This is a genomic window from Anaerosporobacter mobilis DSM 15930 (assembly GCF_900142955.1).
In the GTDB taxonomy this organism is placed as follows: Bacteria; Bacillota; Clostridia; order Lachnospirales; family Lachnospiraceae; genus Anaerosporobacter; species Anaerosporobacter mobilis.
This window is the reverse complement of the sequence record NZ_FRCP01000006.1, coordinates 272,926-287,836: the sequence shown is the minus strand read 5'-3', so window position 1 is coordinate 287,836 and position 14,911 is coordinate 272,926. Positions and strand designations below refer to the sequence as shown.

15 protein-coding genes are annotated in these 14,911 nt (G+C 38.3%); all 15 read left to right on the top strand.

Features of this window, described 5'->3' with window-relative positions; all coding sequences use genetic code 11:
• The first annotated feature begins 44 nt into the window (after nucleotides 1-44).
• The 15 genes from BUB90_RS04050 to hemB all read left to right on the top strand — a co-directional run bounded on the left by BUB90_RS04050 (nucleotide 45) and on the right by hemB (nucleotide 14,898).
• Nucleotides 45-1,448 (top strand): cobyrinate a,c-diamide synthase, encoded by a 1,404-nt coding sequence (locus tag BUB90_RS04050; RefSeq protein ID WP_242952473.1) that lies wholly within the window; start codon nucleotides 45-47, stop codon nucleotides 1,446-1,448.
• Nucleotides 1,449-1,563: 115 nt separating this feature from the next.
• On the top strand, nucleotides 1,564-2,634 hold the full coding sequence (gene cobT / locus BUB90_RS04045) for a nicotinate-nucleotide--dimethylbenzimidazole phosphoribosyltransferase (protein WP_073283221.1): 1,071 nt from the start codon (nucleotides 1,564-1,566) through the stop codon (nucleotides 2,632-2,634).
• Nucleotides 2,631-3,164 carry a bifunctional adenosylcobinamide kinase/adenosylcobinamide-phosphate guanylyltransferase gene (locus tag BUB90_RS04040; RefSeq protein WP_073283216.1) on the top strand — a complete coding sequence of 178 codons (534 nt, stop codon included), beginning with the start codon at nucleotides 2,631-2,633 and terminating at the stop codon, nucleotides 3,162-3,164. The genes cobT and BUB90_RS04040 overlap by 4 nt, the downstream gene beginning before the upstream one ends.
• Nucleotides 3,158-3,922 (top strand): adenosylcobinamide-GDP ribazoletransferase, encoded by a 765-nt coding sequence (locus BUB90_RS04035; RefSeq protein ID WP_073283212.1) that lies wholly within the window; start codon nucleotides 3,158-3,160, stop codon nucleotides 3,920-3,922. Before BUB90_RS04040 ends, BUB90_RS04035 begins: the two co-directional genes overlap by 7 nt.
• Before the next feature lie 75 nt (nucleotides 3,923-3,997).
• Entirely contained in the window at nucleotides 3,998-4,411 is a 414-nt protein-coding gene (locus BUB90_RS04030) for a bifunctional adenosylcobinamide kinase/adenosylcobinamide-phosphate guanylyltransferase (protein WP_073283817.1), read from the top strand.
• 30 nt (nucleotides 4,412-4,441) lie between these two features.
• On the top strand, nucleotides 4,442-5,038 hold the full coding sequence (locus tag BUB90_RS04025; protein WP_073283208.1) for a histidine phosphatase family protein: 597 nt from the start codon (nucleotides 4,442-4,444) through the stop codon (nucleotides 5,036-5,038).
• Between the two features lie 25 nt (nucleotides 5,039-5,063).
• The gene (gene cbiB, locus BUB90_RS04020; RefSeq protein ID WP_073283813.1) at nucleotides 5,064-6,032 is read left to right on the top strand and encodes an adenosylcobinamide-phosphate synthase CbiB; all 969 of its coding nucleotides are present in this window, start codon (nucleotides 5,064-5,066) and stop codon (nucleotides 6,030-6,032) included.
• Between the two features lie 58 nt (nucleotides 6,033-6,090).
• Nucleotides 6,091-7,191 carry a pyridoxal phosphate-dependent aminotransferase gene (locus tag BUB90_RS04015; RefSeq protein ID WP_073283204.1) on the top strand — a complete coding sequence of 367 codons (1,101 nt, stop codon included), beginning with the start codon at nucleotides 6,091-6,093 and terminating at the stop codon, nucleotides 7,189-7,191.
• Nucleotides 7,192-7,203: 12 nt separating this feature from the next.
• Nucleotides 7,204-8,721, top strand: a complete 1,518-nt coding sequence (locus BUB90_RS04010; RefSeq protein ID WP_073283199.1) for a cobyric acid synthase — start codon at nucleotides 7,204-7,206, stop codon at nucleotides 8,719-8,721.
• Between the two features lie 16 nt (nucleotides 8,722-8,737).
• Entirely contained in the window at nucleotides 8,738-9,376 is a 639-nt protein-coding gene (locus tag BUB90_RS04005; protein WP_073283186.1) for a precorrin-8X methylmutase, read from the top strand.
• 11 nt (nucleotides 9,377-9,387) lie between these two features.
• Entirely contained in the window at nucleotides 9,388-10,641 is a 1,254-nt protein-coding gene (gene hemA / locus BUB90_RS04000; RefSeq protein ID WP_073283184.1) for a glutamyl-tRNA reductase, read from the top strand.
• A gap of 2 nt (nucleotides 10,642-10,643) precedes the next feature.
• Nucleotides 10,644-11,114, top strand: coding sequence for a precorrin-2 dehydrogenase/sirohydrochlorin ferrochelatase family protein (locus BUB90_RS03995; protein WP_073283180.1), 471 nt, complete (start codon nucleotides 10,644-10,646; stop codon nucleotides 11,112-11,114).
• 89 nt (nucleotides 11,115-11,203) lie between these two features.
• On the top strand, nucleotides 11,204-12,097 hold the full coding sequence (hemC, locus tag BUB90_RS03990) for a hydroxymethylbilane synthase (RefSeq protein WP_084139076.1): 894 nt from the start codon (nucleotides 11,204-11,206) through the stop codon (nucleotides 12,095-12,097).
• Between the two features lie 136 nt (nucleotides 12,098-12,233).
• Nucleotides 12,234-13,760 (top strand): uroporphyrinogen-III C-methyltransferase, encoded by a 1,527-nt coding sequence (gene cobA / locus BUB90_RS03985; protein WP_073283175.1) that lies wholly within the window; start codon nucleotides 12,234-12,236, stop codon nucleotides 13,758-13,760.
• 154 nt (nucleotides 13,761-13,914) lie between these two features.
• Nucleotides 13,915-14,898: a porphobilinogen synthase gene (gene hemB / locus BUB90_RS03980; protein WP_073283172.1), complete on the top strand. Its 984-nt coding sequence runs from the start codon at nucleotides 13,915-13,917 to the stop codon at nucleotides 14,896-14,898.
• Nucleotides 14,899-14,911: the final 13 nt, after the last annotated feature.

The window sequence follows — 14,911 nt, the reverse complement described above, 5'->3', positions numbered from 1 at the left end:
TGTATGTACTTTGCTATAAAAGCAGACAGAAAGGGGGGCTCATATTGAATTCAACAATGAAACGATTGGTTAAAGTTCCAAGAGTATTGATTACAGGGATCTCTAGTGGTAGTGGGAAGACTACAATGGTTTGTGCTGTCCTACAAGAACTAAAAAGACGTAACCTATCACTTGCTGCGTGTAAATGTGGTCCCGATTATATTGATCCTATGTTTCACAAAGCTATTACTGGAGCAAAAACAGCAAACCTGGATTTGTTCTTTACACCGCCAGAAGTAGTGCGAGAGATACTATATCAGAATAGTATTGATACAGACATAACGATTATTGAAGGTGTAATGGGATACTATGACGGAATGCAGTTAGGAAAAGATACTGCTAGTTCATATGATGTTGCAAAACAAACAAGGACACCTGTAATATTAGCTGTTTCTTGTAAAGGGATGAGTCTATCACTTGCTGCAATTATAAAAGGCGTTATGGATTTCCGTGAGGATAGTAATATTCAAGGGATTCTTCTTAATGGTATAGGTAAAGCCATGTATGAAAGAATTAAACCAGTTATTGAGGAAGAAACAAAGTTGCCAGTGGTTGGATTCTTACCTCCTTTAACAGATTTTAAGCTAGAGAGCAGACATCTTGGGTTAGTGACCCCTGATGAAATCGAAAACTTACAGAAACAACTAGATTATCTTAGTGAAATTGCTAGGGAGAGTATTGACCTTGATGCTATTCTTAAGATAGCTGAGAATGCTCCGGAATTCGAAGTTCGAGAAATAGATGAGGTACTTGATAATTCTACGGTTAAGAAAGAGGAGATAATTCGTATTGGCTATGCCTATGATAAGGCATTTTGTTTCTATTATCAGGAAAATCTACAATTACTTGCAAAGATGGGCGCAACGTTAGTACCATTCTCTCCACTAATGGATGCTACAATTCCCAAAAATCTGAATGGCCTATTATTAGGTGGAGGTTATCCAGAAGTGTATGCCAAGGAGCTTGAAGAGAATATAAGTATGAGAAAGTCGATACAGGAAGCAATACATTCTGGAGTGCCATGTATTGCAGAGTGTGGTGGCTTTATGTATCTACATGAACGAATGCAGGGCAAAGATGAAGAGTGGTATGAAATGGTTGGAGCTATCCCTGGGGAGTCTTTTAAAACAAAGCGCTTAGTACGTTTTGGATATGTAACATTAATAGCCAATGAAGAGACCGCGTATTCCACTAAAGATGAAGTAATACGTGGACACGAATTCCATTATTGGGATAGTACTGATACCGGATCCGATTACACAGCTACCAAGACCTCCTCAGCCATATCATATCCCACTACGCATGCTAGGGATAACTTAATGGCTGGATATCCGCATTTATATTATTATAGTAATCCAGATTTTGCGAGGCGTTTTATAGAGAGGTGTAAGGCAACTAGAGATATTTAGCTAGTCAGATCGGGTAATGGCAGGAATAAATATTCTTGATTCTTCGTAGAAACAAGGAAAATGTACCTTTTGACACTAGAATCTTATTGAATAGAGAGGAGTATGATTAAATCGAATGTTAGAACAATCATTACTAGCAATTCTTGAAGAGATAAAACCAAAAGATGAGACAGCAATGGAAGAAGCGAGAAAGCACTGGCTGAATATAGCGAAACCTCTATTTAGCTTAGGAAAGCTAGAGAATGCTGTAATAGATATGGCCGGCATGAAAGGAACCTGTGATTATAGAATTGATAAACGTGGTTTACTGATCTTCTGCGCGGATAATGGTGTTGTAGAAGAAGGAGTTACACAAACAGGTCAAGAGGTGACAGCGATTGTAGCAGATAATTTTACGAAGAATGCGACTAGTGTATGTCATATGGCTAATATTGCTAAGGCAAATGTGATTCCAATTGATATTGGAATGGTAGTTGATGTTGAAAGCATCACAAAGAAAGATTTGAAGGTGTCATATGGAACGAAGAATATGACCAAGGAAGCAGCCATGACGAGGGAAGAGGCTGTAAGGGCGATACTTATTGGAATTGATTCGGTTAAGAGATGCAAGGAAGCAGGTTATGATATCTTGGCCACTGGGGAGATGGGAATTGGGAATACAACAACAAGTAGTGCAATTGCATCGCTACTGTTAGAGAAACCAGTAGAGTTAGTTACAGGAAAAGGTGCAGGCCTTACAGGAGAAGGATTCGAGAGAAAAATTCAGGCAATTAAGAAGGCTATTGACTTGAATAAGCCTGATGTTTCAGATCCAATTGAAGTGCTTGCCAAAGTGGGAGGGCTAGATATTGCGGGACTTGTTGGTGTATTCCTTGGAGGAGCAAGATATCATATTCCAGTTGTGATAGATGGCTTCATCTGCGCAGTGGCGGCTTTGATTGCATCAAGAATTAACCCAGTCGCTAGAGAATATATGATGCCATCTCATGTCTCAAAAGAACCTGCAGGACAGATGTTGTTAAAAGCGCTTGAGTTAGAGCCCTACATAACATGTGATATGTGTTTGGGGGAGGGAACTGGCGCAGTTGCAGTATTACCGTTACTTGATATGGGGTTAGCGGTGTATCGTCAGATGAGTACGTTTGCAGATATTAATATTGATAATTACGAGGTATTTGATGAATGATGACGTTAGTTACAGGTGGCAGTGGAAGTGGTAAATCAGAATTTGCTGAGAATCGAACATTAGCATATAGTAGAGAGGATCTAGTATATATAGCGACGATGGTTGCCTTTGACGAGGAAGCACATCGTAAGATCGCAAGGCACCGCGAGATGAGAAGTGAGAAGAATTTTAATACGATAGAATGCTTTGTAGATTTGAAATCTTTAGCACTTGAGAGAGAGAATACGGTGTTACTAGATTGTATCTCTAATCTTGTTGCCAATGAGATGTATCAAGAAAATGGTGCGCATGATCATACAGTAAAACAGGTTATTGAAGGGGTAAAGAATATAAAAGAGCAAGTAAGAAACCTTGTTATTGTAACAAATGAAGTATTCAGCGATGGAATAACTTATGATGAAGAGACAAAAAGATATATAAATTATCTTGGAGCTATTAATAAAGCATTAGCCCAGATGTCTGACGAAGTAGTAGAAGTCGTGTATACCATACCTGTCTCTCACAAAGGAAAGGAGGAGAAAAGATGTTAGCATCCTGTATTATTGCGTTTTCCATGTACTCAAAAGTTCCGATGCCAAGAGTTGATTGGAATGATAAGAATATGAAATACGCATTCTGTTTCTTCCCATTGGTAGGTGCAGTGCTAGGAGTTATTGTGTATGGGATTGGGACTTTTCTTTTTCGTATTCATATTAGCAGTCTTTGTTTTGCGGCACTGATGACCATCCTTCCAATATTCTATACTGGAGGAATCCATGTGGATGGTCTTTTAGATACACTAGATGCACTGCATTCATATGGAGACAGAGATAAGAAGTTAGAGATTCTTAAGGATCCACATACAGGTGCATTTGCTATTATTGGAGCAGTTTGTTACTTTGTTCTATCACTTGGTGTATGGAGCGAGATTTCTGTTAAAGGACTCTCGATTATAGCAGTCGGCTATGTGCTAACAAGAGCATTCAGCGGATTAAGTATTGTAACTTTCCCCCTTGCTAAGAATACTGGTTTGGCAGCTACTTTTTCTGATATGTCCCATAAAAATCGTGTAAAAGTCGCAATGCTTGTGTATAGTTTTGTGTGTTCCATAGTTCTGTTGTGGATAAACCCATTCCTTGGAGCTGGCGTCATCATCGTTACATTACTTATGTTTGCTTATCATTATTATATATGCAAAAAACAGTTTGGTGGAGTCACCGGGGATTTAGCAGGATATTTCCTTCAACTGAATGAATTAGCCATTCTTATATGGATTGCGGTTGGTTGTAGGATTGGAGGGGTAGTGTGAAAGATGAATCTTTCACACGCAATTTTGTGCCTGCGGGCTAAAGTTTGCAGGCTATGGAAAGGCATGGTTATTACTATGAAACTTATAATAGGCGGTGTAGCGCAAGGAAAACTTGAAGTGGCAAAGCAATGTGCTAAGAGTGTAAATAGTGAGCTTGAAACATGGAATGCAAGTAAAGAACTAGTAATTGCTGATGAGAACTATAATTTTGTTGAAGAATTATATAGTGCAACAATAATTAACCATTTTCATCTTATAATCAAGAGAGTATTACAAGAAAAGCAAGAACCAGAATTAATCCTAGATGAAATAATCGCGAGAAATCCTAAAGTGTGTATTGTAAGTACAGAGATAGGATATGGAATTGTTCCCATGGATTCGTTTGAGAGGCAGTATAGAGAACGTACCGGTCGTATCTGCTGTAAGATAGCAAGCAAAGCGGAAGAAGTATATCGTGTATTATGTGGAATAACAACTCGAATCAAGTAACAAAAAGACTAAAAAAGGAGGTGTGAAAGAATGAAAATCTATATGATTAGACATTCCATCACATCAGGGAATAAAAGACATGCTTATATAGGTGCTACTGATGAACCTCTCTGCGAGGAAGGAATTGAATTGCTTAAGGAACGTATGTATCCAGAAGTAGAGATGGTTATAGCGAGTCCTATGAAGCGATGCATACAAACGTCCATGTGCATCTATCCGGATAAGAAACCTTATGTAATTGATGACTTGAAAGAGTGTGATTTTGGAGCATTCGAAGGAATGACCTACGAAGAATTAAAAGAGAATGTAGACTATCAGGAGTGGTTAACAAAAGAAGGAAAGATTCCATTTCCTCAGGGAGAAGACCAGTTAGAATTTCGCAAAAGATGTGTTAAGGGTTTTGAAGAAGCAGTTGAATATATTCATAATAGGAATATACAAAACGTAGCGATGATTGTACATGGGGGAACGATAATGGCTGTTCTTGAAGCATATGCTAAACCACAAGAAAACTTCTATCATTGGAAAGTCCAGAATGGAGAAGGTTACTTAGTTGAGGTCGATGATGCTAGTTGGTTTACAAAAACTGTTGATAGATACGTAACTGTAAGTGAAATTATTAGATAGTAAAGGGAAAGTGTGAATGGAAAGTATGAGATATGGTATCTATGCATGTATCATAGGATTTATCCTAGATTTGATAGTAGGAGATCCACATTGGATCTATCATCCGATACGACTGATCGGAAAATTAATTAGCAGTACGGAAAAACTAATTCGACACTGTTTTCCCAAGACAAAGACGGGAGAACGAATAGGTGGAATTGTATTAGCGATAATTGTAATGATTATATCAACTGGAATTCCGCTTGTACTATTGATCATCTGTTATAAAACGAATGTTTATCTTGGGATTATAATTGAAGGTATCTTCTGCTATCAATTATTGGCTACTAAGTCTCTTAAGGTTGAGAGCATGAAAGTATATAAGGCATTAAAGGACAAGGATATAGAGAAAGCAAGATATGCGGTGTCTATGATAGTAGGAAGAGATACGAAGAGTCTTGATGAAGTTGGGATAACTAAGGCAGCAGTAGAGACAGTAGCAGAGAATACTTCTGATGGTAGTATTGCTCCTTTGATAGCAATTATTATAGGTGGTGCACCGCTTGGATTCTTATATAAGTCTATTAATACTATGGATTCAATGATAGGGTACAAGAATGATAAATACATTGATATAGGTAGATTCGCAGCAAAACTGGATGATGTGGTTAACTATATACCTGCAAGATTTTCAGCCTACATGATGATCCTAAGTGCCTATATGTTAGGAATGGACGGCAAGAACGCATATAGAATCTATAAGAGAGATCGCTATAAACATGCCAGTCCCAATTCAGCCCATACAGAATCCGTATGTGCTGGGGCTCTACGTATTAGATTAGCAGGTGATGCCTATTACTTTGGCAAGCTTCATAAGAAAGAATATATAGGTGATGCTCTCCGGGAAATCGAGATAGAAGATATCAAAAGAGCAAACCGTTTGTTATATATGTGTGCGTTTTTATCATTTGTTTTATTAATTGGAATTAAGATTGGAGTTAGCATGGCTATTTAGCTATTAGAATTATGTATTCAATTAACAACCAATCTGTACTGATAAGGGAGGAAATCTGATGAATGTACATGGTGGTGATATCTATAAATACCAACCTAAATACGATTTTTCCGCGAATATTAATCCTTTGGGGGTTAATGAAGCAATATTAATGGCAGCAAGAGAGAGTTTACGAGAGGTTGCAAGTTATCCTGATGTTCGTTGTGGAAGATTACGAAACGCACTATCGTCAAAACTTCAGGTTCCTGAGGAGTACCTCTACTTTGGAAATGGAGCTGCAGATGTGTTATTCACACTGGTATTAGCAAGCAAACCTAAGAAAGCTTTGATCGTTAGCCCAACATTTGCCGAATACGAACAGGCTCTACAATCGGTTGATTGTGAAATCAATTATTATGAACTTGATTCTTCGAATGGTTTTTCTGTAACAGAGGATTACCTAGAGGCTCTAACTACGGATCTTAATATGGTTATTCTATGTAATCCAAACAACCCAGTTGGCAATACCATATCCCATGAGTTACTACTGCGTATTCTTAGGCGTTGTGCGGAACTTGATATTATAGTAGTAGTAGACGAGTGTTTTAATGATTTTTTAAAGAAACCTGAATACCATACGCTAACACCACAGTTAGCAGAATATAATAACTTGGTGATTCTACGAGCGTTTACTAAAATATATGCAATGGCAGGCCTACGACTTGGATACCTAATGACGGTTAATGTTAAACTGTTAGCTAAGATGAACAGTGTAAGTCAGCCTTGGTCTGTATCTATTCCAGCGCAAGCAGCAGGTGTCGTTGCATTAGGTCAAGAGGAATACGTAGCTAAGACAAGAGCGTATATTAAGAAAGAACAGGAATTTTTATGTGAGGCGTTATCAGATTTGGGGATTCAGTATTTTATACCAGAGGCTAATTATATCTTCCTCTACGATCAGATAGACTGGTACAAGAAGTTATTAGAAGAAGGTATATTGATTCGCGATTGTAGTAATTATAGAGGTTTGTCAAAAGGATACTATCGAATTGCAATACGTACTAGAGTAGAGAATGATGCTTTAATCAAGGCAATGCGAAAAATCAAAGTTGAACTTAAACAACAAGTGACGAAATGTAATATGAATATTCGTGATTATGCAGGCATAGGAGAGGATTAGGAGGTAAAGACAATGGCAAAATCAATTATGATTCAAGGAACAATGTCTAATGCGGGAAAAAGCATATTAGCAGGAGGACTTTGTCGTGTGTTCGCACAGGATGGTTATAAAGTAGCTCCGTTTAAATCACAGAATATGGCTCTAAATTCCTTCATAACCAAAGAAGGACTTGAAATGGGAAGAGCGCAGGTCATGCAAGCGGAGGCGGCAATGATTCAACCTTCTGTTCTTATGAATCCAATTTTACTAAAACCAACGAATGATACAGGATCACAAGTTATTGTCAATGGAGAAGTTGTGGGAACCATGTCGGCTAGAGAATATTTTGCATGTAAGAAGAAGTTTGTGCCCGCTATATTAGAAGCTTATCATAAACTAGAACAAGAGCATGATATTATCGTAATTGAAGGTGCAGGTAGTCCAGCAGAGATTAATCTTAAAAGCGAAGATATTGTGAATATGGGGATGGCTAAGATGGCGAAAGCTCCCGTGTTATTAGTAGGTGACATTGATCGTGGTGGAGTGTTTGCACAATTATTAGGGACTGTTTTACTTCTTGAAGAAGAAGAGCGCGCTATGGTAAAAGGACTAATTATTAATAAATTCCGTGGAGATAAGACGATTCTTGATCCGGGACTTCGTATGATTGAAGATAAGGTTGGTATCCCAGTGCGTGGTGTTATACCATATTGTCATCTTGATATTGATGACGAAGATAGCTTATCGGAACGATTTACGAAGAAAACTACAACTGGGTTAATAGATATTGCGGTTATACGTCTACCTAGAATCTCTAATTTTACAGATTTCAATCCATTTGAATATGTGGAAGAAGTATCTTTACGTTATGTTACGCAACCGAATGAATTAATGGACCCCGATATGATTATTATTCCAGGTACTAAGAATACAATTGAGGATTTATTATGGCTTCGCGAAACAGGTTTAGAGGCAAAGATTTTGCAACATGCTGCTAGGGGCAAAGTAATCTTTGGTGTATGTGGAGGGTACCAGATGTTGGGAAACACAATTGCGGACCCAGACAATATGGAGACGGATAAGATAGAATTTAAGAAGGTGAAGGGACTAGGACTACTCCCAATCGATACAGTATTCTTATCTGAGAAGACAAGAACTAGGGTACATGGAACATTCACAAGGGTGGAAGGTACTTTAAGTAATCTATGCGGAATCGACTTTGAAGGGTATGAGATTCATATGGGCGATACGGATAGTAAGGGGAACCCATTGACAAACTTGACGGATACCACGAAGAGTGATAACGTGAAAGAAGATGGCAATAATGTTGGGAATATTTATGGAACTTATGTGCATGGAATCTTTGACATGTCTGGGGTGGTAAATAGTATCGTAGAAGCATTATTAAAGGAAAAAGGATATGATGCAACCGACGTTCATGCATTGAATATACAAGAATACAAAGAAACGCAATATAACTTACTTGCAGATGCAATTCGTAAGAACCTAGATATGGAGGCAATCTATCAAATCATGGAACAAGGTGTGTAAGACAGGAGGGATATCTTTGAAGATAGAATTAGAAAAAGTATTACCGGCGGAGATTGAGAAACGTAGTTTTGAGATTATAACAGAAGAGCTACAAGGAAGAGTATTTTTAGAAGACCAAGAGTTGATTATTAAGAGGGTAATCCATACAACTGCTGATTTTGAATATGCTGATAATCTGAAGTTTTCAGAAGGTGCTGTAAGTAAGGCAATCGAGGCAATTAAATCAGGAGCTTGTATTGTCACAGATACGCAGATGGCGAAGGCTGGAATTAATAAGAAGTCGCTTGCCAAACATGGAGGTGAAGTATATTGCTTTATGTCTGATGACGATGTGGCATTAGAAGCTAAGGAATTAGGAACGACAAGAGCGACAGCAAGCATGAATAAGGCTGCTAGATTGGAAAAAGATGTAATATTCGCTATTGGAAATGCCCCAACAGCGTTGGTCCATCTATATGAACTGATTAATGAGCATAAGATTACACCAAAATTGATTATCGGTGTACCAGTAGGGTTTGTTAATGTAGTTCCATCTAAGGAGCTAATAATGAAGACAGATATCCCTTATATAGTAGCAAAGGGAAGAAAAGGTGGCAGCAATGTAGCTGCAGCAATTTGTAATGCACTATTATATATGATAAATAACGAACGATAGGAGGAGTCAGCATGGACATTCAAATGGTAGGAATTGACCATAGCAAGGCTTCCATAGAATATAGAGAAGGTTTTAGTTTTACTCGTCATGAGGCAGCAATGGCGATGAATCAGATTATGGAGTGGTACCAAGAGGAACTTACGGGCTGTGTAGTGCTATCCACATGTAATCGTACAGAATTGTACATCAGTTGTGTAGAAGAGAGCATGGATCCTTATGAGATTCTTTGCCGTGTCAAGGACATAGATGAGGAGGTGTATCAAGATCTTAACACACAAAGAAAAGGTAGCGAAGTAGTAGAGCATTTGTTTTCTTTGGCATGTGGATTAAAGTCAAAGGTATTCGGTGAAGATCAAATCATTACGCAAGTAAAGGATGCATTGGCGAATGCTAGAGAGGCAGAGTCGACAGATATCGTGCTAGAAAAACTGTTTCAGACTGCAATAACTGCGGCAAAAAAGGTAAAGACAAGTGTACATCTTACAGCAGTAAATGCTTCTGTTGTGGAGAATATGATTACAGTGCTAACAAGAGAGTTTAATACTTTACAAGATATTCCATGTTTGGTGATTGGTAATGGGGAAATTGGTAGATTGGCGGCTACAAGGTTATTACAAGTTGGTGCGAAGGTTACTATGACATTACGACAATATAAGAGTAGAGAAGTTGATATACCACTAGGAGTTCATTGCATTGATTATCAAGATCGCTATGGTGTTCTTTCTGATATGTCGGTTGTAGTAAGTGCCACAACAAGTCCTCATCATACGATAAGATATGAGGATTCACATGAAATCTTAGATGATGATAGGAAGAGAATTCTAATAGATATGGCAGTTCCACGTGACATCTCATTACGATTATCGGAATTAGACAATATTGAGCTCTATAATATTGATAGTTTAGGTGGGGTAGCTACCGATACAATTAATAACCAATCTGTTGCGGTAGCTATGGAGATATTAGAGGAATACCAAGAAGAATTTAATACATGGTATCTATTTAGAGAATACATTCCATTGATCCAAAGTGTTGGTAGAACCTCATCCATAAGTGTATTAAACCGTATTGATAAACAGATGAAGAAGATTATAGATGATCCAGAATCTGCAGAGGAGATCAGAAAGCTTGTGAAAGCCGCGTCTAATCGTGTAGTGACGAATCTATTATATGGATTGAAAGAGAGTCTTAATAAGGAACAATGGAGTAGTTGTCTTGAAGCAATTGAAAGTGCATCTAGCAAGAATGGGAATGAGGAAGTGTAATTATGGAACAGGCATATTTTCCGATATTCATAAATTTATTAAATAAAAGAGTAGTTGTAGTTGGTGGTGGTGTGATTGCTACAAGAAGAGTACAGACATTATGCTCCTTTGGGTGTAATATAGAGGTAATCGCACCAGAAATCTCAGAAGCACTAAAGAATTTAGCTAATGAGGAGAAGATTACTTGGCATGCCCGTTCTTATCAAGAGAGAGATGTTATTGGAGCCGCAATTGTGGTAACTGCGACGAATCAAAGGTTGATTAATTATAAAGTTGGACAGGAATGTTTGAAAGTATTAATTCCGGTTAGTGTAGCAGATAGCAAGGAAGAATCCACTTTCTACTTCCCTGGTATCGCGAAAGAAGAAGCTGTTGTTGTTGGAGTAAGCGCCAGTGGAACCGATCATAAAATGGCCAAAAGAGTTACAGATGGAATAAAGAATGTATTAAAATCCATAGTGCAGAAGGAATGAGATTCTATCGTTAACTTATCGAAGGAAACCAAATACTCACTTTGCTCGTGCTTAATTTCATTTGAATAAGTTAAATTAAGGAGGTCTATATGGAAGGAAGAATTAGAAAGAGAATTAGGATTGGGAGCAGAGATAGTAGGCTAGCAGTAACACAGTCACAGATTGTTATAGAGGCTATTAGAAAAGCCCACCCAGAACTTGAATTAGAATTAGTTACTATGAAAACTACAGGTGATAAGATTTTAGACAAAAGCCTTGATAAAGTTGGAGGCAAAGGCTTGTTTGTGAAAGAACTTGATATCGCTCTTAGAGAAGGTAGAATTGATTTATCTGTTCATAGTCTTAAAGATATGCCAATGGAGATACCCGAAGATTTACCGCTCATTGGATATTCGAAAAGAGAGGATCCAAGGGACGTGCTTATCTTAAAAGATGGCTTCCATATGGAAGAGGAATGTGGAATTATTGGGTCATCAAGTAAGAGAAGAGTGCTGCAATTAAAGAAGCTCTATCCGAACTTACAATTTGAGACGATACGAGGCAATGTACAGACTCGGATTAAAAAGATGGAGGAACAAAACTACAATGGTATTGTGCTTGCATTAGCAGGAATTAAGAGATTAGGGTTAGAAAGTATCGTTACAAGAGTATTGTCAACAGAAGAAATGATTCCTGCAGCAGGTCAGGGAATCTTAGCTATCCAAGGAAGAAGGGGATTGGATTACTCTTTCTTAGATACATTTCTTAATAAAGAATCAGAAATTATATCGACTTGTGAACGTGCATTTGTAACAGCACTTGATGGAGGTTGTTCTTCTCCAATAGCTGCTTATGCACAGATAAAAGGCAATGAGATAAGCTTACAAGGCTTATATTGTGAAGAAGATAGTGAAGATATTCGTATTGGAAGTATTCATGGTGAGGTAGAGAAAGCAGCAAAATTAGGAGAAACATTAGCGAGACAACTAAGAAGTGGTAGATAGTGTGAAGATATTTTCGCGTAAACAGTACATCTGTGTTTAAGGTTGTCACCAACAATTTGCTTAGAATCACACGACTTGGTATTCAATAAAGAGCATTGTATGTGACTGCAATTTAGGAAGGAGTTAGCCTGTTTATATGGTAGATAAAAAAGGTAAAGTGTGGCTTGTAGGAGCAGGACCAGGGGATATTGGATTGTTAACCGTGAAGGGAAAACAAGTGCTTGAGTCGGCAGAGGTGGTTGTATATGATGCACTTGTTAGTGATGAAATCGCATCGTTAATTCCGTCTTCTGCAAAGAGAATAAATGTAGGGAAACGGGCAAATCATCATCTAGTTCCTCAAGAAGAGATTAATAAAATTCTACTTATGGAAGCCTTGGAAGGAAATAGAGTAGTTCGTTTAAAAGGTGGAGATCCGTTTGTATTCGGCCGAGGTGGAGAAGAATTAGAATTGTTAGTAGAGAATAACATTCCGTACGAGATTGTTCCTGGAATTACTTCTGCTGTTTCTGTTCCAGCCTATGCAGGGATACCAGTTACACATAGAGACTACACCTCCTCTGTCCATATTATTACTGGGCATGCAAAAAAGGGTGGATCATCTAGAATTCAGTATGATGCTTTAGTTAAGATGAAGGCAACTCTTATATTTCTCATGGGGATAGGAGCACTTGAGGAGATTTGTAAGTCGTTAATAGAAGCGGGTATGAATCCACAAACTCCAGCAGCTGTCCTTGAAAAAGGAACAAGTGCAAAGCAAAGAAGAGTTATTGCAACGGTAGAAACACTTAAAGCGGCAGCAGATCAGGCAATTATACAAACTCCTGCGATTATTGTAGTTGGTGAGGTGTGTAGTTTGTCGGATTCTTTTGCATGGATTGAGAAACAGCCACTTGCAGGTATTCAGGTTGTAGTAACAAGACCAAAAGAAAAGAGTTCTACACTTACTGAAAAACTACGCGCACGGGGAGCTCATGTCATTGAGATGCCTGTAATTAAGACCATAACAATAAAAGAACAAGAAGAGTTAGAGAGATTTTCTAGGAGTTTTGATAAGATTAGTGAAGTAAGTGGCGAACAATGGATTCTGTTTACAAGTCCAAAAGGTGTGGAGAGTTTCTTCTCGCTATTAACAGTAACTAAGAAAGATATACGCCATCTGTATAGTATGGGTGTTAAGTTTGGGGTAGTTGGTAATGCTACAAGGAAGGAGTTACGACTACATGGTATTGAAGCAGATTACATGCCAGATATCTATTGTGGTAAAGAACTTGCGACAGGTTTAATTAAGGAGTTTGGTCAAAATCCTTATGTAACATTATACCGTGCAGAAGATGCCACAGAAGATTTAGTAGAAGTTTTAGAAGACAATAAGATTTCATATCAAGATGTGGCCGTTTATCGTACCCTGTACCTTATTGATGAAGAGCTTGCAACAAGGATTAGTACAGGTATTGAGAGCAAAATGATAGACTATGTGATGTTTACGAGTGCTTCCTGCGTTAAGGCATTTACATCATGTCTTACAGATATAGATTATACTAAGATTAAGGCAGTCTGTATAGGGGAACAAACAGCGGCGGCAGCTACTAAGTTTGGAATACAAGTGGGTGTTTCTAAAAAGGCTACGATTGATAGTATGGTAGAATGTTTGAGCAAATAAGGGCGTTCCAAGTCGCCTAAATTGGGCTCGGAGGTCATGTCAAAGCAAAATCCTAACAGTTATTTATAAGGTGCATAACGTGATTGGTATCATAGTGAGTTAGGCAAGAATTATAAGAAATCTGAAGCAGATTATGAAAGGAATAGTGATATAGATGGAATTACTTAATAGACCAAGAAGGTTAAGAGGAAGCCAAATACTTCGCGATATGGTTAGAGAGACTAGAGTTTCAAAGAATGGTTTAATCTATCCAGTATTCGTGAAAGAAGGGCAGAAGATTAGGGAAGAGATAGCGGCTATGCCTGGTCAGTATCGTTATAGTTTAGATACCTTAGCATATGAATTGGAACGTATTCAGAAATCAGGAGTGCGTGGAGTTTTGTTTTTTGGTATTCCTGAACATAAGGATGCGTGTGGTAGCGGAGCTTGGGCAGAGGATGGTATTGTGCAAAAAGCACTGGAACTTGCTAAGAGAGAATTTCCTGACTTATATCTAATTACGGACGTCTGTCTATGTGAATACACCTCCCATGGGCATTGCGGTATATTACACGATCACACGGTAGATAATGATAGTACCTTAGAAGTATTAGCTAAGACATCTTTATCTCATGTTCAAGCAGGAGCGGATATGGTAGCTCCATCGGATATGATGGATGGTAGAATCTTAGCAATTCGCAATACCTTAGATGGTGCAGGATATACGAATACGCCTATTATGTCTTATGCGGTGAAATATTCATCAGCTTTCTACGGACCATTTCGTGATGCAGCTGGTTCAGCACCAGCATTTGGTGATCGCAAATCCTACCAAATGGATTACCATAATAAAAGAGAGGCAATTAAGGAAGCAGAATTAGATCTAGCTGAAGGTGCGGATATTCTTATGGTAAAACCGGGTCTTGCGTACTTAGATATAGTCAAAGAGATTTCTGAACGTTTTCCAGTTCCTTGTGCGGTATATAGTGTTAGTGGAGAATATTCAATGATTAAAGCAGCAGCAATGGCAGGTTACATAGATGAGGCCGCGGTAGTTGGTGAATCTGCTGTCAGTATGTTTCGTGCTGGTGCAGATATTCTCATCTCTTATTATGCGAAGGAAATTGCAGGGTACATCGAGGAAGGAAGAATAGGGTAGAATTATAATTAGG